This window comes from Colwellia psychrerythraea, from assembly GCF_000764185.1.
GTDB lineage: Bacteria > Pseudomonadota > Gammaproteobacteria > Enterobacterales > Alteromonadaceae > Colwellia > Colwellia psychrerythraea_B.
In genome coordinates this window covers 356,195-376,414 of record NZ_JQEC01000011.1, presented here as the reverse complement: position 1 = coordinate 376,414, position 20,220 = coordinate 356,195, and the positions used below count along the sequence as shown (strand labels likewise).

Sequence of the window (20,220 nt, the reverse complement as noted above, 5' to 3'; positions counted from 1 at the left end):
TTTCTTAACGAGTTTTTTTGTTTTTGCTTTATATTTAATTGTTTGAAAATGTTTAAATTCAGCCAAAGAGCTAATTAAATCTTGTTACAGTACGGCAAGCTTAACCAAACTTAGCTAATTAAATATTAATATATAGCGGGTATTCAAAAACACAGTATTGATTTACCTAAGAGTTACAAAAATAGAAGACTTATTGAATGAATTTGCTATTATCTTGTTAGTTAATGATTTTTTGGAATAAAGATTGCATTTCATCTTTTTGAGACGCTTTATCTTATAAAAAGAAAGTAATGCGATATTTTTTTGGCGCACAAATATAATAATCAGCGCCATTACTTAAAATAAGTTAAATAAGTTAAATAAGTTAAATAAGTCAAATTAGGAATATCCCCATGCAAAAATTATTGCGCCTGTGCCTATGGCAGGTAATTATTATTGGCATACTCACCGTTCACTTCCCTGTTAATGCAGAAGAGGAACGTGGCATTCGCATGCGAGGACCTAAAAGTAGTGATGTTTTTCCTTATGATCGCTATGGGCCAATCACCTCTAAGGATACCTTGTGGAACATTGCCACTAGAATTCGTCCTGATACACGCTTAAGTGTTTATCAAGTAATGCAGGCGTTATATCAAGATAACCCACAAGCTTTTGTTGATAGTAATATTAATCACTTGGTTGAAGGGCAATATTTAAAAATCCCATCCTTTAATAATATGATGGCGATAAACACCGAGAGTGCGAAACAAAAATCACAAAGTGATGCTAAAGTTTGGCAAAAAACTCAGCCTAAAGTGACTAAACAGGTTGTGTCAACAGAGCCGAGTATTAAGAAAAAAGATCTAGAGACAGTAAAAACTGAAATTAATGATCAGCTGCAAAAGATTGATGGTGAGCAGCAGAAGCGTTTAGCAAACATTCAGAATGATATCTCAGACTCAATAGATGGTTTGCAAGCTATTTTAAAAGAAAATGATGATTTACGTAAGCGGCTAAGTTCTTTTAATGACAAGCTTGGTGTTATGCAAGATGAAGTGGCTAAAGGCAAAGAAATTAAGTTGCAAATGGACGATATGATCAAACTGCAACAAGCATTATTAGAGAAAGCAGAAGCGAGGGAAAAACAGTTATTATTAGAACAGCAACTTGCCGAACTAGCTGAGCAAGATATTACTTCAAGCTTATGGTTTAAAATAGCCATGGGAACGCTACCTGCATTGTTATTTCTTGTTTTATTAGTGTTCTTGTTTAAACGCAAACAACAAGCTTCGGATGAAGTGTTTTTCAATGAGTTAGATAATAAAAAGAAATCCCCCTCAGTTAAAAAAGAAGCTGTTGCCGATGAACTTTCTCTTGATGAGGAGTTATCACTCAGTGATGAACTGAACTTGGATGATGAACTGAACTTGGATGATGAATTATCACTCGATGATGAACTCGACTTGTCACTTGATGATGAATTGAACTTAGATGATGATCTTTCTATAGATCTTATTGAAAATGATAGTGATGAGTTACTTGATGTTGACGCTATCCATTTAGATGATGACGACAGTTTAGATGATCTCGATGATCTTGAAGATATCCTGCTAGATGATGAAAGTGATACTGAAAACCTTGAAGGCGGTGAGTTAGATCAAAGTGATTTAGATTCGCTGCTCTCAGGCTTAGATGAAGAACCTGAAAGTGAGGTGCTTGAAGGCGGAGAATTAAATCAAGATGATTTAAATGATTTACTTGGTGGTTTAGGCGATCTTGATGAGGATGAAACATCAGTTGAAGCTGCTGATGTAACAGACCCAGATGACATTGATGCCTTGCTCGATGCTGTTTCAGATTCAGCTGCTGAGCCAGAAGTAGAAGACACTGCCGATGTAACAGACCCAGATGACATTGATGCTTTGCTCGATGCTGTTTCAGAATCAGCTGCTGAACCAGAAGTAGAAGACACTGCCGATGTAACAGACCCTGATGACATTGATGCCTTGCTCGATGCTGTTTCAGAATCAGCTGCTAAGCCTGAAGTAGAAGACACTGCCGATGTAACAGACCCAGATGACATTGATGCCTTGCTCGATGCAGTTTCAGAATCAGCTGCTAAGCCAGAAGTAGAAGACACTGCCGATGTAACAGACCCAGATGACATTGATGCCTTGCTCGATGCAGTTTCAGAATCAGCTGCTAAGCCAGAAGTAGAAGACACTGCGGATGTAACAGACCCAGATGACATAGATGCCTTGCTCGATGCAGTTTCAGAACCAGCTGCTAAGCCAGAAGTAGAAGACACTGCCGATGTAACAGACCCCGATGACATTGATGCCTTGCTCGATGCAGTTTCAGAATCAACTGCTAAGCCCGAAGTAGAAGACACTACTGATGTAACTGACCCCGATGACATTGATGCACTGCTTGACTCGGTGAATGATGCACCAGCGGAAGAAAAAGTTGTAGAGCGTGTTGATGTAACTGACCCAGATGATATTGATGCACTGCTTGATTCAGTGAATGATTCGGTAAATGAACCGCCTGCGGAAGAAAAAGTTGCAGAGCCCGTTGATGTAACTGACCCTGATGATATTGATGCACTACTTGATTCGGTGAATGACTCGGTAAATGAAACACCAGCGGAAGAAAAAATTGTAGAGCCTGTTGATGTAACTGACCCTGATGATATTGATGCACTACTTGATTCGGTGAATGACTCGGTAAATGATCCAGCAGCGGCAGAAAAAATTGTAGAGCCTGTTGATGTAACTGACCCAGATGACATTGATGCACTACTTGATTCAGTGAATGGTTCGGTAAATGAAACGCCAGCGGAAGAAAAAGTTGCAGAGGCTGTTGATGTAACAGACCCAGATGACATTGATGCACTGCTTGAATCAATGTCAGGAAATGCGCCTGTGCCGCAACAAGCTGTAATGGCAAGCTCACCAGAAGATACAAAACCTGATGAGAAGCTATCTGATAATGAAAGCTCGATAAGCGCGGAAGATTTAAATATTCAAAAGCAAATAGCAGAAAACGAAGCTAAAATAGCTGAATTTACTGCTGAATATGTCACACCATTTCTTACTGCTGACTTTAGCGATATTATCGCTAAAGAAAGTCAAGCTGGATTACCCGTAGAAGAATTAACTAGTAGCGAAAGTAATGAGCTAGATGATGAACTGGATATAGATGCACTTATTGCTGATACCGTTAGTAAGGATGAAGCTTCCCAAGCTGAGCAGCCAAATGAGAGAGAAGATATTGGTGATAGCCTAACTGCTACCCCAATTGATGAAACTGCTAGTGACGCTATGAATGTAGGTAATAATGAAGGTGTTGATGAGCAAGTAGTTGCGGGGTACTCAGAAGCGGATTTAAGCCAATTATTAGCAGATGAATCACTTGATGAAGAAACAAAACAATCAGAGGAAAGCTCTTTAGAGTCAATTGAATTGTCACCAGACTTTACCGACGAAGATGTTTTGGCTGAGCTATTAGCTGAAACTGTTGATTCAACTGAAGCCGAAAATATTGAAGAGCTTGATGCGTTAGAAGTAATTGAAGAGTTAGATAACGTTGATTTTGATGAGCTATTGGCAAATATAGAAGAAGAGTCAGCAACAAGTTTAACTGAGTCAGATGAGGTTGAACTCAGCTTGAATGATATTGGTGATGATTTAATTGATGATAGCTTTAGCGAAGAAAGCCTTAGCGTAGAAGAGGACCAAAATTCAGCACAAGATTATGTATCCGTAGATGAACTGCTATCTGAGACTTTAAACGAAGTAGATGAATCAGAGCCTTATGATAAAGCCAATATTGATGTTGGTTTAGGCCAGTTTGCTGAGAGTGATAGCGGTGTTGATGTTGATGAGGGTGGCTCCATTTCGAGTAAATTAGATTTGGCAAAAATGTATATAGAAATGAGTGATGAAGAAAATGCTCAAGTGATTTTGAAAGAAGTCATTTTAAAGGGCGATACAGCTCAAAAAAATGAAGCTCAGGCGCTATTAAATACTTTATAGAATAAGTTATAGGATAAGTTATAGGGTAACTTAATGGGTGATAATAAAATAACAAGCAATAGCCTAACTGCATAAAATAAAGGATAATGTGCAGCGAAAATAATCTCCTCACTAGAAAAGGCAGGTTCGCATGCGTTATGCGTTAGGTATTGAGTATGATGGTAAGAATTATTGTGGCTGGCAACGTCAAAATAATGCCATAACAGTACAAGAAAAAGTTGAAAAAGCATTATCTATAATTGCCAATGAACCGATTGAAGTTGTGTGCGCTGGACGAACTGATACTGGGGTTAATGCAACTAACCAAGTTATTCATTTTGATACTTTAAAGATACGAAAAGATGTAGCCTGGACTTTAGGTGTAAATACCCACTTACCGAGTGATGTTGCCGTAGCTTGGGTTAAAAAAGTTGATGATGAATTTCATGCCCGCTTTAGTGCAACCGCTCGAAATTACCGTTATATCATTTATAATAAGCGATTACGTTCAGCAATATTAAGCCATGGCATCAGCCATTGTCACTATCCATTAGATGAAAAACTCATGCAGCAAGGTGCTGACTTCCTTATCGGACAGCATGACTTTACTTCTTTTCGAACCGTACATTGCCAATCTCACTCAGCCGTGCGAACCATAAAGCATTGCCGGATCACTCGACAGGGTGATTACCTTGTAGTCGATATCAAAGCCAATGCATTTTTGCATCATATGGTAAGAAATATTGTTGGTAGTTTAATGCGTGTAGGGCAATCACAGGAGACGACTTATTGGATGAAAGAAGTGCTGTTAGCTAAAAATCGCTGCCTCGCAGGAGTAACAGCACCACCAGAAGGGTTATATTTTGTTGATGTTGATTATCCAGAACACTTTGACCTACCTAAAAGTCGTTTAGGGCCATTGTTTTTATAGATAAAAAATTGTATTTTGTTGATTTTTTACTGAGCAGACCAGTTTTTCCTATATTCTATGGGTTATACTATGGTCTAATATGCGGTTTAGAATTAGTATTAAATTAAAATAGAATTTGGTGGGGAATTTCCATCAAAAACCGACAGATATTTCGTTGCAACAGGCAAAAATAAAATTATGAGCTGGATAGAAAAAATTCTCCCAAAAGCAAAAACGACGCAAAAAAGTAATATTCCCGAAGGTGTCTGGAGTAAATGTACTTCATGTAATGCCGTACTTTATAAAGCTGAGTTAGAGCGACAAATCTCCGTGTGTCCTAAATGTGACCACCATATGCGTATTAGTGCACGTAAGCGTATCGATAGCTTTCTTGACCAAGATAACCGTATGGAATTAGGTGAAGAATTTGAAGCACAAGATATCTTAAAGTTTAAAGATTCGAAACGATACAAAGATCGCCTTAGCGCAGCTAGAAAAAATACCGGTGAAAAAGACGCCTTAGTTGTTATGAAAGGTGAGATTAATGGTATGCCTGTTGTTGCAGCCGCTTTTGAATTTGCATTTTTAGGTGGTTCAATGGCTTCTGTAGTTGGCGCTCGTTTTGTTAAAGGTGTTGAGTACTGTTTAGAACATAATATACCGTTTATCTGTTTTTCTGCTAGTGGTGGTGCCCGCATGCAGGAAGCTCTTTTCTCATTAATGCAAATGGCAAAAACCAGTGCAGCATTAGCTAAAATGAGCGAAAAAGGTCTTCCATACGTGTCAGTTTTAACCGATCCAACTATGGGTGGTGTATCAGCAAGTCTTGCTATGTTAGGTGATATCAATATTGCTGAGCCTAAAGCATTAATTGGCTTTGCAGGACCTCGTGTTATTGAGCAAACAGTAAGAGAAAAATTACCTGAAGGTTTCCAACGTAGTGAGTTTTTATTAGAAAAAGGTGCTATTGATATGATCATCGATCGCCGTGAAATGAAAACTACAATAGCGAGAATGCTAGGTAAGTTTATGGGACATGCCAGCGTCGTTTCGTAAGCAGCACTAAGCAATAGCAGTTATTGTCTATTTAACTCAAACTTTTAGTTGATAGAATAAATGTCAAAATCAAATTCAAGCCACTATCAAGATTTTACTAATCTAGATCAGTGGCTTTATTATTTAGAAAACTTGCACAGTAGCGAGATAGAGCTTGGTTTAGCTCGAATAGGCAAAGTGGCCCAGCGTTTAGCTATTGATCTAAGTTTTGCTAAAGTTATTACGGTTGCAGGCACAAACGGTAAAGGCACTACCTGTGCTTTTATAGAAAATTCCTTACTCAACTCCCAAACTCATGGCTTGGAGCAAGGTGTTGCCGTTTACTCATCTCCGCATATTGAGCGCTTTAATGAACGTTTACGAATCAATAAACAGGATATTGATGATCAGCCATTGATTGATGCTTTTAAAGCTATTGAACATGCTCGTGCAGAAATATCCCTGAGTTATTATGAATATACGACGTTAGCAGCGCTGTTGGTGTTAATGCATGTAAAGCCTGCCTTTATCATACTGGAAGTGGGTTTAGGAGGTCGCTTAGATGCTACCAATCTTATTGATGCTGATATAGCTGTAGTCACCACAGTTGATCTAGACCACCAAGATTTTTTAGGTAATGACAAAGAGACTATTGGCTTTGAAAAAGCAGGCATCATGCGAAAAGGGCAAGATATTGTCATTGGTGATGCCAATATACCTAAGTCGGTGTTAACACACGCTGGAACTTTACATGCTCATCATGGTGGGCGGTTATTTTTACGTGAAAGTGAGTTTGTCATTAAAAATGAAAGTACTCAACGACAATGGCAATGGCAAACAACAAAAACTAGGTTGAAGGGGCTTAAAGCTCCCTTCATTCCGCAAGATAATGTTGCAACAGCTTTAATGGTCTTAGAAAAGCTCGAATTAACGCTTACTAGTGATTTTGTCAATCGAGTTATTTCAATAACAAAGGTGGCAGGGCGAACCGAGTTAATTGAACATGTAAACCAATGCGATGTTATTCTTGATGTCGGCCATAACCCGCAAGCAACACGTTACTTAGCAAATCATATTAAGCAGTTAAAAGCACAACATAACTATCAAAAGGTATTTGCTGTGGTTGCAATGCTGGGCGATAAAGATATCAGCGCTAGTTTATTATCACTAAAAGATGATATTGATTTTTGGTATGCCGGAGCACTAAGCGTGCCAAGGGCTGCAACTAAAGAAGCAATGCAAAGTAAGTTAGCAGAATTTACTGAAGCAATTAATTGTTTTGACAATGTCGATGAGGCATTTAAAATGGCGAGCGAGCAGGCGAGTTCAAGTGACTTAATTCTTGTTTTTGGCTCTTTTTTTACTGTTGCGAAAATCAGATCTCAGCTAATTACTTGTTAGCTTGAGAGTGATTTTTAAGTGTGACTTATATTGTATTAACTGTGCCGTATTAATTTTGACATATAAGTTTTCCCGAATAGGTAAAGTTGTATTAATTAGGAGTGTCTCTTGTCTACACCGTTTCAAAATCGTCTTGTCGGTACTATCATTGTCGCAGCCGTGGTTATCATTTTCCTACCAGATGTACTGGATGGTGAAAAACAGTCACACCAAGCTGATTTTGAAGCTATTCCACAAGCCGAAGTGTTTTCAGGTAAGTTGACAAACAAGCCTTTCCCTGAAGATAAGTTAGTACATCAAAAGGTCACGCCAATTTCAAATGAAACAGCTATTGACGATATAGCAACGGAAAACTTGCCTCAAGGTTCAAGCCAACAAACCGAGAAGATAAAAGTTAAAGTACCAAGCACTAAAGCTATTGTGAAGCCGCCAGTTAGAATAGCGAAGAAGTCAGTTGCAAACTTACCTGAAAAAGCAATTGCTAAAGAGGCCTGGGTGATTCACCTAGGCAGTTTTAAAGACAAAGACAATGTTGCCCAGTTATTAAAAAAGTTGAAATCAAAAGGTTATATCGCTTTCACTAAACCAATCAAAACCAAGCAGGGTACGTTAACTAAAGTCATTATAGGACCTGAACTAATAAAATCAGCCATGATTAAAAAACTTCCTGCCTTGAAAAAGCTTACAAATATTCAAGGCAAAGTCGCGTACTTTGAACCTAATAAGTAATACGCTTTTATAAATGATTAGGTATTATTTGGTGGCTTCTGGTAGAATGTGCGCCTCTAATTTAGAGAAACTCAACGAGACACTCAAGTTATGGTTTGGATAGATTACGCCATTTTGGCCATCATAGGCATATCAACACTAGTTAGTTTGGTGCGGGGCTTTGCAAAAGAAGCGGTATCTCTAGTTATTTGGATCAGCGCTTTCTTTATTGCTAGTACCTTTTACGCCAACCTCGCCAACCTTTTAACAAATATTTCTGATCAATTCTTGCGAAATGCTGCAGCCATTGCCATTCTTTTCATTACAACTTTAGTACTTGGTGCTTTGGTTAATTATCTCATTGGGCAATTGGTTAGTAAAACCGGGCTCTCAGGTACTGATCGTATATTAGGTTTAGTCTTTGGCGCGCTTCGTGGCGTACTTATTATTAGCGCTTTGTTATTTTTTGTTGATGCTTTTACTGGTGCAGCAAAAACACAGTGGTGGCAAAGCTCTCAATTAATTCCAGAGTTTACTCTCGTTGTTGAATGGTTCTTTGAGTACCTTAAAGGCTCATCAAGTTTTTTAACTTAGTTGTTGTAACTAATAGCTAAGTCTATACGGAGTAATTCCGTGTGCAATAACTTATAAGGCATTATTTTGATGCCTTATAACTCAATATTTATGTAGTGGCTTACCCCATGTAGATCATATAACTATTGAAAATATTTTTTTTGTGGAGAAAAATTCATGTGTGGCATTGTTGGTATAGTAGGTAAAACCGCTGTTAGTCAGTATATTTATGACGGATTAACAGTACTTCAGCATCGTGGTCAAGATGCTGCAGGTATTGTAACTATTCATAATAATACTTTCAGGTTACGTAAAGGCAATGGCTTGGTGAAAGATGTTTTTCACACCCGTCATATGCTTCGCTTGCAAGGTAATATTGGTATTGGACATATTCGCTATCCTACAGCGGGAACTTCTAGCTCTTCAGAAGCTCAACCATTTTATGCAAACTCGCCATTTGGTTTGTCATTAGCGCATAATGGTAACTTAACTAATGCTGAAGAATTAAGAGCATGGTTATTTAATGAAGCTCGTCGCCATGTTAATACCACATCAGATTCTGAAGTGTTACTGAATATTTTGGCTCATGAATTACAACAAAGTGAAAATATTGCGCTTACCCCTGATGATATTTTTACCGCAGTAGCCAAGCTTCATAAACGTGTTCGTGGTGCTTATGCAACTGTCGCTTTAATTGTTGGTCATGGCATGATTGCTTTTCGTGACCCTAATGGCATCAGACCTTTAGTGTTTGGTAAGCGTGAAACCGAGCAAGGTATTGAATATATGGTTGCCTCTGAATCAGTGGCGCTTGATGCATGTAATTTTGAATTTGTCCGTGATGTTGCGCCAGGTGAAACTATTTTCTTTTCAGAAAAAGGCCAAATTCATAGCCAGCAATGTGCTGAAAGCCCTGTTTATAGTCCATGTATTTTTGAATTTGTTTATTTTGCTCGTCCTGATTCAACAATGGATAAAATGTCGGTGTACGCTTCTCGTGTAGAAATGGGTACTAAGCTAGGTGAGAAAATAGCTGTTGAGTGGCAGGACATTGATATTGATGTTGTTATACCTATTCCTGAAACATCTTGTGATATTGCTTTGCAAATAGCGCATCATCTTGATTTACCATATCGCCAAGGTTTCGTTAAAAACCGTTATATTGGTAGAACCTTTATTATGCCGGGACAAGAACAACGTAAAAAATCTGTGCGACAAAAGCTTAACGCTATTGGTACTGAGTTCAAGGGTAAGAATGTTTTATTGGTTGATGATTCTATTGTTCGAGGCACTACCTCTGAGCAAATCATTGATATGGCACGTGCCGCCGGAGCAAAGAAAGTTTATTTTGCTTCAGCTGCGCCAGAGGTAAGGTTCCCTAACGTTTATGGTATAGATATGCCAAGTGCCAATGAGTTAATTGCTCATGGTCGAGAGTTGGATGATATTTGTGACCTCATTGGTGCTGATAAGTTAATCTATCAATCTATTGAGGACTTAATTACTGCTGTAGGTGCTGGTAATCCAGACATTAAGTCATTTGATACATCAGTGTTTGACGGTAACTATGTCACTAATGATATTAACCAAGATTATTTAGAAAGATTAGATGCTTTACGTAATAATACTACTAAAGAAGAATCAGATAAAAATGCTGATTCTATAATTGATATGCATAATGAAGGTGCAGAGTAGTTTTCTATTTTCTTAAATATAGAGATTAATAGTTTAAGTTATTAAGCCTGTATTGCTATTAAATTAAAGCCTTATTATCTATTAGAGAAATAAGGCTTTTTTATTTAAACTGCTAAGTTAGCGAATGTTAAGAGACGAATTCAGGTCCAAAACCCATAGTCCACATCATTGCGGTAAACGCCATTAAGCCTACTAATAAAACTAGCCCACATGTTACTACTGAACTCGAATATATAAAGCCCTTTTCCTCAGGAATATTCATCATAATGGGCACGCCTGAATATAATAAATAGATTGAATAGACTACGGCAGCAAGGCCAGCTAAGGCGACAAACCATAAAACAGGGAATAATGCGGTAATACCTACCATCAATAATGGCGTCGCGGTATATGCAGCTAATTCAAGAGCTTGAACAAAATCAGGCTTAGAATCAAAAGTTTTTGCCATCCATTGAATAAGGTAAGCTAAAGCGAATACACCAAAAATCAAACCAAGATACATGCCGATAGCCATAATTTGAGCACTTTCAACGCTTATTTTTATCGGGTCACCAACACCAATAGTCCAGCCAATGTAGGCTGTAGCGTAATAACAACTTATTGCAGGAATAAGCGCTATGGTTAAAATGTGCATTAAACTATAACTTAAGCTTTCATGACGTTTTTCAATAACATGCCACTCTTCTTTTGGGTGGGCATATAGCCCCCATATGTGATTTAGTATCATAATCATTCCTCTCGCACGTAAGTATTCGGAAAGTACTTTTAAGTCAAAATACACAACAAAACTTATTAAACCATCAGTACTCTTATTATTACTCCTTTATTTATGAAATATATAAAGGGCCCCGTCAAGTGTTGCTGTAAAAATAAACAATAAAGCTCTATTAAATGTATTTTTAATAATTTTATGCGATAAGGAATGATAGGGGGGCTGATTTGGTTAGCTAATCTTAATACGTACTACTGACATGACTTCAATACTAAAGCCGGCAATCATTTCATTTTCAAGGTAATAAGTTAAATTAACTCTTTGTCCCTGTAGGCTTCGATAAAGTTTTTTGCGTTTGTATTTGAACGGCACATCAAGGTTATCAAGCATTATTGTATTAATTATCCAATCCTCACACTCCCGCTGAACATGTGAGGTCACTTTCATATTTTCGCTATGTATCAATTGATCATGTTTTTTAACAAGGTTTTTAGCTGAATTTTTACAGGTTAGTGCTTTTTTTATAATAGAAGGCATAAGTTTGATCTATGTAAGGTAAAAAACATATTTTGCTAGTATCTCAAGAAATAGACTTTTAAAATAGCGCAATAAACCTTATTCCTCCAAACGAATTAACTGGCTATTGAGAGCTGAGATAAACAGATGACCGAAGCAGAGCAATTACTAATCCCTATATTGAATTTTTTAACATGTGAAACTCCTGATGCTTGGATAGATGAAGCGAAGAAAAAAGAAAATTTACCTATAATTTTACGAGACCATCTTGCCTGTGAGCTTAAGGCGGGGCAAACCGCTATGTTTCTTATTCGAAAATATGCGATAGATAAAGAAAGTAACAAGGTATTACTTGAATGGTTTCAACCGTATGAAGATTTTTTATATCGAAAGCGTGGTGATTTAGCGTCACTTGCCAATAAAAACAATATCTCTAAGGCTATTTTTCCTAAAAGTAACACTGCTCAAGGTCAATCGCCGTTTAGTCAAAATCTTATTGATAAAATGGTGTTGTTAATTAAAGAAGAGTTACACCATTTTTATCAAGTGTTAGAAATCATGGTAAAACGAGATATTCCGTTTGATGGTATTACCGCAGGCCGTTACGCCAAAGGCATGCTCAAACATGTCACCACTTATGAGCCAAATGCGTTAATTGATAAATTGATTATTGGTGCATTCATTGAAGCTCGGTCATGCGAGCGTTTCGCTAAATTGGCACCACATTTAGACGATGAGTTAAATAAGTTTTATGTGTCCTTATTACGCTCTGAGGCACGTCATTATCAAGATTATTTGGCTTTAGCTGCACAAGTTGCCGGTGAGGGCGTAGATATTAGCGAGCGTATTTCCTACTTTGCTAAAGTAGAAGCGGAGCTTATTTCTAGTCCGGATGAAGACTTTAAGTTTCATTCAGGCTCGCCGATTTAAGCAATTAAGTGAGCTTTAACGCTAGTCGATAACATAATAGCCAACGAGAGTGCCTGTCATGATATCGATAAGTGCTAAATCTTTTGGGCTGAGTGTTACTGATTTAAAGGTTGATTGAGTAACTCAATAGCATCGGGTGTTACTTTTAACCATGCCCCTTGCTCATACCAATCACCTAAAACTATACGCTGAGCGCTTTTACCATTGGCAATTATTTCATGTACCGCCGGTCTATGGGTATGACCATGAATTAATAATTGGCTTTGGTATTGCTCAAGGCATGCAGTTACTTCACTGTCGGTAACATCCATAATATCTTGTGATTTAATTGCTGTAGCAGCAGCACTTCTTTTTCTATAATTTGCTGCCATCTTTTTACGGACAAATAACGGTAGACTTTTAACTGCTGTTTGCCACCACCAAGAGCGAGATTTTTTTCTAAATACCTGATAGTCAATATCACGAGTACACAAGGTATCGCCATGCATGATGACAACATGTCGTCCATAAAGATCAATAGTCTCCACTTCAGGTAAGAGTGTCATACTTGATTTTTTTGCGTAAGTTTTACCTAGTAAAAAGTCTCTATTACCATGAATATAATAAATTTTCGTGCCTGTTTGGCTTAATTTTGTTAGTGCATCGGCGATAGTTTTAAGATACGGGTTATCATCATCATCACCAACCCAAGCTTCAAATAAATCACCTAAGATATAAAGCTTCTCTGCTTTAACAGCATCATTTTCCAGAAAACGTAAAAAACAGGCGCTGATATCAGGCCTGTTTTCACACAAGTGCAAATCAGCAATAAGGTAAGTTATTGCAGTATCTTTACTTTTAATCATATTTTCAATTATGTTAAGCGGTAAAGCTTAGGCAACCGTAGCTGATTCAATAACGATATCATCTTTTGGAACATCACCGTGGCCGTACATGTTGCCAGTTTCAACTAAAGTCATTTTATCAACGATGTCCATGCCTTCAACAACTTCACCAAACACACAGTAACCCCAGCCTTGTACATTTTCAGCAGTGAAATCTAAGAAGTCATTATCAGATAAGTTGATAAAAAATTGTGCTGATGCTGAATGAGGCTCTTGAGTACGTGCCATAGCTAAAGTCCCACGTTTGTTACTTACGCCATTATTTGCTTCGTTTTTAATGCTTGCACGAGATTCTTTTTCTTCTAAGCCAGGAGCAAAACCACCACCTTGTGCCATAAAACCTTTAATTACACGGTGAAAAATAGTGCCATTGTAATGACCTTCTTCCACATATTGTTGGAAATTTTTTGCGGAAACAGGTGCATTTTCAAAGTCTAATTCGATTTTAATATCGCCAAGGCTTGTTTTTAATACGATCATAGTTGTCTCTTGTTAAGTTCTGATAAAATAATTGCCGCAATTGTACGCTAACTTGCTATAAAGTGCATTATACCAATTACATCAATAAACGGGTCAACTTAGAGTTTCATTAATGAGCTGAGAACAAACGAAATTACTTAAACATAGTCGTTCTATATTTCATTAATTCTGAGCAGCTATCAGGTCAGTAATGAACTTCCGAAAGGCGTCCCCTAATAAGAAAGCAAAGGCATATATGCCGCGTTACTGATTTTGACAAGGGAATAACCACTCTCTTCAATCAAAGCCTTGCCTATATGCCTTTTTATTCTCGCTAAGTGGTCAATTAATTGATGTATTTGGTATTAGTCTTGATGATCCTTTAGATTTGTTCAGGTACAATCTATGCCTATCTACTTCCATATGTATTTCGAAGTAGAGCAGGTCTAACACTTATTTATTAGAAATTACTCAGTAGGAATCATAAAATATCATGTTGCAGATTTACAACACTTTAAGTCGTCAAAAAGAAACCTTTACACCAATTAACCCAGGTAAAGTCGGCTTATATGTTTGTGGTTGCACCGTTTATGACTTATGCCATATAGGCCATGGCCGTACTTATATCAGTTTTGATAATATTGCCCGTTACTTACGCTTTTCTGGCTACGATGTAAATTATGTGCGCAACATCACGGATGTTGAAGATAAGATAATTAATCGCGCCAACGAAAATAATGAAACACCTGAAGCATTAACAGAGCGTACTATCGCCGCTATGCATCAAGACTTTGATGCACTTAATATGACTAGGCCTGATTTAGAGCCAAGAGTAACCACGCACATGGGTGAAATCATTGCTATGATTGAAACCCTAGTGGCTAAGGAGCATGCTTATGTTGCCGGTGCTAACGTTGAATCTACCGGGCAGGGGGATGTACTTTTTAGTGTTTCTAGTTATGCAGATTACGGTAAACTAAGTGGTCAAAATCTTGAGCAATTACAATCAGGTTCAAGGGTAGAGGTTGATCAGTATAAAAATAATCCGCTTGATTTTGTTTTATGGAAATCGGCTAAACCCGGAGAGCCTAGTTGGTCATCTCCTTGGGGGGAAGGTCGTCCAGGTTGGCATATAGAGTGTTCAGCAATGAACGCGAAAGAGCTCGGTCATCATTTTGATATTCATGGCGGCGGCTCTGATTTAACTTTTCCTCACCATGAAAATGAAATCGCGCAGAGTTGTTGTGCCCTTGATACCCCGTATGTGAACTATTGGATGCATACCGGTATGGTACAAGTAGATCAAGAAAAAATGTCGAAATCATTAGGCAATTTTTTCACTATACGTGATGTATTAACTGAATATGATGCCGAAACAGTACGATTTTTCTTAACTACCGGTCACTATCGCAGTCAGTTAAACTATTCTACCGATAACTTAACGCAAGCAAGATCATCGGTTGAGCGAATTTACACATCGCTTCGTGATGTAAATACTCAAAGTGATTATGTGCTTGATAAAAGCTCTAACTTTGTGAAGCAGTTTTGCCAAGCAATGGATGATGACTTTAATACACCACAAGCATTAGCTGTTTTATTTGAAATATCGAAAGAGCTAAATGTTGCCAAAGCGACAAATAATGAGAGCTTAGCCAGTGACTTGGCTTCAATGTTAGTAGCGTTGGGCGAAATAATTGGTTTGTTACAGCTTGACCCCGCAGTATTTTTGCAAGGTGATAATGATAATGATGAAGTTGCACAAATTGAAGCGCTTATCTTACAACGTAACCAAGCACGTATAGATAAAGATTGGGCACTAGCTGATGATGCTCGTGACAAACTTAATGCCATGAATATCGTTTTAGAAGATAGTGCAGGTAAAACAACTTGGCGTAAAGGCTAAAAGCATGATTAATGTTTTTAAATAAAGCTCTAAACATTAATCTATAAATACTCAGAAGTAAGTAATAAAAAGGGTGAACACTAGAAAGTGTTCACCCTTTTTTGATCACCACAGACAACGTTTTATGTGCTAGATTTAAAGCGAGCGCTTAATGATTTGCTTGTTCACATGCAATCAAAGTGTTTTCAATTAAGCTAGCAACTGTCATCGGGCCAACGCCACCAGGTACTGGTGTGATAAATGAAGCTTTCTCTTTAGCAACATCAAATTCGACATCACCCACCAATTTGCCACTATCTAGACGGTTAATGCCAACATCGATTACTATAGCGCCATCTTTAATCCATTCTCCTGGTATAAAGCCAGGTTTGCCAACAGCTACTACTATAAGATCTGCATTTCGCACTTTACCTTCTAGGTCTTTAGTAAAGCGATGTGTTGTTGTTACCGTACACTTGGCTAGCAAAAGCTCTAACCCCATAGGTCGGCCAACAATATTTGAAGCGCCAATAACAAGTGCATCTAATCCTTTAGGATCAACGCCCGTTGACTCAACAAGTGTGATTATTCCCTTAGGTGTACATGGTCTAAGGCCTGGTTGTCTTAATACCAGTTTGCCGACATTAGATGGGTGAAAACCATCAACATCCTTTAGTGGGTTAATGTGTTCGATAATTAAGTCGGCATTTAATGCTTCAGGTAAAGGAAGTTGCACTAAAATACCGTCGATAGTGTCATCGTTATTTAATTCACTGACTAAGCTCAATAGCTCTTGCTCTGAGGTTGTATCAGGTAAGTCATAAGAGCGGGAAACAAATCCAACTTCTTCACAAGCTTTGCGCTTACTACCCACATAAACTTGTGAAGCAGCATCACAACCAACAAGAATAACGGCTAAACCAGGTGCTCTTTGGCCTTTACTAATACGTAAGCTAACTTTTTCTTTAACTGAATCTCTAAGTTGTTTGGCAATTACTTTGCCATCGATCAATGATGCTGTCATAACTCTATTGTTAGCCCTAGCTTATGTAATAAAAAAACGAGACTATTTTGCCACAAACTGCAGGTGTATTGTAGGTTTACTTTACTTAACATCAACTCCGGATGAGTAAGGTTACTTAAAACAGTATTTATCTATTCGCTTTCTATGGATTGTATACAATAGTCAGTTGTTGCAGGCATCATAGCTAGGTTATAAAATTATAATTTTATTGGAACCATACATTAGGTGGGTACTATTTATTTATATAATCCTTGGGATTGGGCACTAAAAATAGTGAACTGGTACTCTGTGTAGGTGATGTTAAATCAAGCAATATTCACTATGATAAATAGCGCTATTTTAATGACTAAATTTTTATGTATTGATGCTTGAAAAATTGGAATTGATAATACGGTCAATTAACCCGGCAAAGCATAGTTGCTAGCAGAAGAATTAAACGACTTGTGTTAAAAACAACCGAACAGTTATTTATTTATAAAAAAGATTTGACTGGGGGTAAGCAACTCGGTAATATCCGCATCCGTTGAAACGAGGCAGTTTACTTCTTGTTGATACAGCATAAATCGGTGATTAGCGCAGCTTGGTAGCGCACTTGGTTTGGGTCCAAGGGGTCGCAAGTTCGAATCTTGCATCACCGACCACTTTTAACTTCTGGTCTAAAGTGTTATGCCTTTGTAGGCAATGTGCGCCCTTAGCTCAGCTGGATAGAGCAACGCCCTTCTAAGGCGTGGGTCGCAGGTTCGAATCCTGCAGGGCGCACCATTCTTATCTATAAATGATAAGTATGGAAAAGTATTATGGTGGCTATAGCTCAGTTGGTAGAGCCCCGGATTGTGATTCCGGTTGTCGAGGGTTCAAGTCCCTTTAGCCACCCCATCTTTAATTCTACTAGTTCCAGCTAATAGAATACTCAGAGAATATGTCGGTGATTAGCGCAGCTTGGTAGCGCACTTGGTTTGGGTCCAAGGGGTCGCAAGTTCGAATCTTGCATCACCGACCACTTTCTCTAATTCAAAAAAGTAAAATTCTGAAATTCCTTTTAAAAAAATAAAACTAATAAACGCTCAGTTTTAATCCTAAAGTTACTCTTTCTAAAAAATATCTTTGTGTCATAAAGCCTAGTACCTTCGATTATGCATAAAAAAGTCTATTGCTTAAAACTTACTCCTTGCAACTTTTTTTTGCCCTCGCTATAATTCGGCGTCATATTTTTGTAACAGGGCATCATTTTGTCACAAATTTGGTAGGTATTACCAAAGGTGTTGGCTATTGATTGATGCGATAAAAAGCGTAATACGCTAAGTTTTTGAGGTATTTAAATGCAAGTTTCAGTTGAGACTACACAGGGTTTGGAACGTCGTCTGACTATTTCTGTTCCGGCCGAGAAAGTAGATGTAGAAGTTAAGAATCGTCTTCGTCAAATTAGTAAAACACAGCGTATTAACGGTTTCCGTCCAGGTAAAGTACCACCGTCAGTTATTCAAAAACGCTACGGTAAATCAGTACGTCAAGAAGTTGCTGGTGAAATTATGCAGCGTAACTTTGTTGATGCAATTGTTGCAGAAAAAATCAACCCCGCGGGTCGACCTTCATTTGTAGCTAAAAGCAATGAAGACGGCAAAGCGTTAGAGTTTGAAGCAACTTTTGAAGTTTACCCAGAAGTAGAATTAAAAGATTTGGATAAAATCGCGGTTGAACGTCCACAAGTAGACGTGACAGATACTGATTTAGATGAAATGTTTGTAACGCTACAAAAGCAACATCAAACGTGGAAAGAAAACAAACGCAAAACTAAAAAAGGCGATAAGCTAACACTTGATTTCACTGGCCGTGTAGATGGTGAAGAGTTTGAAGGCGGAAAAGCTGAAGGTTTTGAATTAGAACTAGGTGCTGGTCGTATGATCCCTGGTTTTGAGAAAGAAGTTACCGGTATGAAAGCGGGTGATGAAGAAACTATCAAAGTAACTTTCCCTGACGATTACCATGCTGAAAACCTTAAAGGTAAAGATGCTGAGTTTGATATCGTAATTCATAAAACTGAAGGTCCAATTCTACCTGAAATAGATGAAGAGTTTGCAAAACTTTTCGGCATTGAAGAAGGTGGTGTTGAAGCTTTACGTGCAGAAGTAAGTAAAAACATGGCACGTGAATTAACTCAAGCGGTTAAAGCTAAAGTTAAAACACAAGTTATTGATGGTTTACTTGCTGGTCATGAAGTTGACTTACCTGCAGCGTTAGTAACGCAAGAAGTAGATGTTTTACGTCAACAAGCTATGCAACGTTTCAAAGGTCAAATGGATCCGAAAAACTTACCACAACTTCCTGCTGATATGTTCACAGAACAAGCAGAACGTCGTGTTAAAGTTGGTTTGCTTTTAGGTGAAATAATCAAAATAAATGAGCTTAAAGTTGATGAGACTAAAGTGAATGAATTGATTGCTTCAGCAGCTTCTGCTTACGAAGATCCTAAAGAAGTTATTGAATACTACGCAAACAATCAAGAGCTAATGCAACAAATGCAAAACGTAGCGCTAGAAGAACAAGCGGTTGAACTTTTAGTTGAAAAAGCCAACGTTTCGGACAAAAAAGCTAGCTTTAACGAAATAATGAACCCAGAAGCTAAGTAATATTAAGTAAAGCTGAAGTTTATCGTAGTTTTGCATTGACAATAGACTCAGCAATCGCTTAAATTTAATGGCTTGTATGGCAACATACAGGCCATTTTTATCTATTAAGGGAAGGTATACTCTTGTTTAACTCTCAAATTGGTTCTCAAATTACATCACAAAGATCATCAAAAGTGTCATCACAAAGTAGTACAACCGGTATTGAAAGTGCGTTAGTGCCTATGGTTGTTGAGCAAACAGCTAAAGGTGAGCGTTCATACGATATCTATTCAAGGCTGTTAAAAGAGCGTGTAATCTTCCTTTGTGGACAAGTTGAAGATCATATGGCTAACCTGATCATAGCGCAGTTATTATTCTTAGAATCAGAAAGCCCAGATAAAGATATTTTTCTGTATATAAATTCACCCGGTGGTTCAGTTACTGCTGGTATGGCGATTTATGACACGATGAAATTCATCAGACCGAATATCAGCACAGTTTGTATTGGCCAAGCGGCAAGTATGGGGGCGTTTTTATTATCAGGTGGTGAAAAAGGTAAACGTTATTGTTTACCTAACGCTCGTGTAATGATTCATCAACCACTAGGTGGTTTCCAAGGGCAAGCTTCAGATTTTGAAATTCATGCCAAAGAGATATTGTTTATAAAAGAAAAGCTTAACTCGTTAATGGCTGAACATACGGGCAAAACCTTAGAGCAGCTTTCTCAAGATACAGACAGAGATAACTTCTTAAGTGCAGAGGCAGCGGTTGAATACGGCTTAGTTGACTCCATATTAGAACAACGTAACGATAAATAGGATTTCGGTGTATACTTAGCAGTGTAGATTGAGTAATAAATGGATTTATTGGTATTAAAAGTTTAGAGGTAG

The 20,220-nt window shown here is 37.9% G+C and carries 16 protein-coding genes and 4 tRNA genes; 15 read left to right on the top strand and 5 right to left on the bottom strand.

Annotated elements, in window-relative coordinates; genetic code table 11:
* The first annotated feature begins 392 nt into the window (after nucleotides 1-392).
* The 7 genes from GAB14E_RS16540 (at nucleotide 393) to purF (ending at nucleotide 10,317) form a co-directional block, all read left to right on the top strand.
* Entirely contained in the window at nucleotides 393-4,016 is a 3,624-nt protein-coding gene (locus GAB14E_RS16540; protein WP_033081307.1) for a FimV/HubP family polar landmark protein, read from the top strand.
* A gap of 130 nt (nucleotides 4,017-4,146) precedes the next feature.
* Nucleotides 4,147-4,926, top strand: a complete 780-nt coding sequence (gene truA / locus GAB14E_RS16545; protein WP_033081306.1) for a tRNA pseudouridine(38-40) synthase TruA — start codon at nucleotides 4,147-4,149, stop codon at nucleotides 4,924-4,926.
* Between the two features lie 177 nt (nucleotides 4,927-5,103).
* Nucleotides 5,104-5,961, top strand: a complete 858-nt coding sequence (gene accD, locus GAB14E_RS16550; protein WP_033081305.1) for an acetyl-CoA carboxylase, carboxyltransferase subunit beta — start codon at nucleotides 5,104-5,106, stop codon at nucleotides 5,959-5,961.
* 60 nt (nucleotides 5,962-6,021) lie between these two features.
* Entirely contained in the window at nucleotides 6,022-7,341 is a 1,320-nt protein-coding gene (gene folC / locus GAB14E_RS16555; RefSeq protein ID WP_033081304.1) for a bifunctional tetrahydrofolate synthase/dihydrofolate synthase, read from the top strand.
* Nucleotides 7,342-7,449: 108 nt separating this feature from the next.
* Complete coding sequence (locus tag GAB14E_RS16560; protein ID WP_033081303.1) at nucleotides 7,450-8,070, top strand: SPOR domain-containing protein; 621 nt, start codon at nucleotides 7,450-7,452, stop codon at nucleotides 8,068-8,070.
* Between the two features lie 90 nt (nucleotides 8,071-8,160).
* Nucleotides 8,161-8,643 carry a CvpA family protein gene (locus tag GAB14E_RS16565; protein WP_033081302.1) on the top strand — a complete coding sequence of 161 codons (483 nt, stop codon included), beginning with the start codon at nucleotides 8,161-8,163 and terminating at the stop codon, nucleotides 8,641-8,643.
* Nucleotides 8,644-8,799: 156 nt separating this feature from the next.
* Complete coding sequence (purF, locus tag GAB14E_RS16570) at nucleotides 8,800-10,317, top strand: amidophosphoribosyltransferase (RefSeq protein ID WP_033081301.1); 1,518 nt, start codon at nucleotides 8,800-8,802, stop codon at nucleotides 10,315-10,317.
* Between the two features lie 127 nt (nucleotides 10,318-10,444).
* On the opposite strand, the gene GAB14E_RS16575 is transcribed toward purF, so the two are convergent.
* Together GAB14E_RS16575 and GAB14E_RS16580 are read right to left on the bottom strand one after the other, a co-directional pair.
* Nucleotides 10,445-11,044 carry a Yip1 family protein gene (locus GAB14E_RS16575; RefSeq protein WP_033081300.1) on the bottom strand — a complete coding sequence of 200 codons (600 nt, stop codon included), beginning with the start codon at nucleotides 11,042-11,044 and terminating at the stop codon, nucleotides 10,445-10,447.
* Between the two features lie 216 nt (nucleotides 11,045-11,260).
* Nucleotides 11,261-11,566, bottom strand: a complete 306-nt coding sequence (locus GAB14E_RS16580; protein WP_033081299.1) for a hypothetical protein — start codon at nucleotides 11,564-11,566, stop codon at nucleotides 11,261-11,263.
* A gap of 126 nt (nucleotides 11,567-11,692) precedes the next feature.
* Here GAB14E_RS16580 and miaE point away from each other — a divergent pair, with 126 nt between their 5' ends.
* Nucleotides 11,693-12,475, top strand: a complete 783-nt coding sequence (gene miaE / locus GAB14E_RS16585; protein ID WP_033081298.1) for a tRNA isopentenyl-2-thiomethyl-A-37 hydroxylase MiaE — start codon at nucleotides 11,693-11,695, stop codon at nucleotides 12,473-12,475.
* 95 nt (nucleotides 12,476-12,570) lie between these two features.
* On the opposite strand, the gene GAB14E_RS16590 is transcribed toward miaE, so the two are convergent.
* Nucleotides 12,571-13,320: a UDP-2,3-diacylglucosamine diphosphatase gene (locus tag GAB14E_RS16590; protein WP_052093510.1), complete on the bottom strand. Its 750-nt coding sequence runs from the start codon at nucleotides 13,318-13,320 to the stop codon at nucleotides 12,571-12,573.
* A 27-nt stretch (nucleotides 13,321-13,347) separates the two neighbouring features.
* On the bottom strand, nucleotides 13,348-13,839 hold the full coding sequence (locus GAB14E_RS16595) for a peptidylprolyl isomerase (protein ID WP_033081297.1): 492 nt from the start codon (nucleotides 13,837-13,839) through the stop codon (nucleotides 13,348-13,350).
* Nucleotides 13,840-14,311: 472 nt separating this feature from the next.
* Here GAB14E_RS16595 and cysS point away from each other — a divergent pair, with 472 nt between their 5' ends.
* Entirely contained in the window at nucleotides 14,312-15,721 is a 1,410-nt protein-coding gene (cysS, locus tag GAB14E_RS16600) for a cysteine--tRNA ligase (RefSeq protein WP_033081296.1), read from the top strand.
* 148 nt (nucleotides 15,722-15,869) lie between these two features.
* On the opposite strand, the gene folD is transcribed toward cysS, so the two are convergent.
* Nucleotides 15,870-16,724: a bifunctional methylenetetrahydrofolate dehydrogenase/methenyltetrahydrofolate cyclohydrolase FolD gene (gene folD, locus GAB14E_RS16605; RefSeq protein WP_033081295.1), complete on the bottom strand. Its 855-nt coding sequence runs from the start codon at nucleotides 16,722-16,724 to the stop codon at nucleotides 15,870-15,872.
* Nucleotides 16,725-17,288: 564 nt separating this feature from the next.
* On the opposite strand from folD, the gene GAB14E_RS16610 reads away from it, so the two are divergent.
* The 6 genes from GAB14E_RS16610 to clpP all read left to right on the top strand — a co-directional run bounded on the left by GAB14E_RS16610 (nucleotide 17,289) and on the right by clpP (nucleotide 20,148).
* Nucleotides 17,289-17,365: transfer RNA gene (locus tag GAB14E_RS16610), tRNA-Pro, on the top strand.
* Nucleotides 17,366-17,409: 44 nt separating this feature from the next.
* Nucleotides 17,410-17,486, top strand: a tRNA-Arg gene (locus GAB14E_RS16615).
* Between the two features lie 38 nt (nucleotides 17,487-17,524).
* A tRNA-His gene (locus GAB14E_RS16620) sits at nucleotides 17,525-17,600 on the top strand.
* A 47-nt stretch (nucleotides 17,601-17,647) separates the two neighbouring features.
* A tRNA-Pro gene (locus GAB14E_RS16625) sits at nucleotides 17,648-17,724 on the top strand.
* Between the two features lie 319 nt (nucleotides 17,725-18,043).
* Nucleotides 18,044-19,351: a trigger factor gene (gene tig, locus GAB14E_RS16630; RefSeq protein ID WP_033081294.1), complete on the top strand. Its 1,308-nt coding sequence runs from the start codon at nucleotides 18,044-18,046 to the stop codon at nucleotides 19,349-19,351.
* A gap of 200 nt (nucleotides 19,352-19,551) precedes the next feature.
* Nucleotides 19,552-20,148 carry an ATP-dependent Clp endopeptidase proteolytic subunit ClpP gene (clpP, locus tag GAB14E_RS16635; protein WP_269429106.1) on the top strand — a complete coding sequence of 199 codons (597 nt, stop codon included), beginning with the start codon at nucleotides 19,552-19,554 and terminating at the stop codon, nucleotides 20,146-20,148.
* The last annotated feature ends 72 nt before the right edge of the window (nucleotides 20,149-20,220 follow it).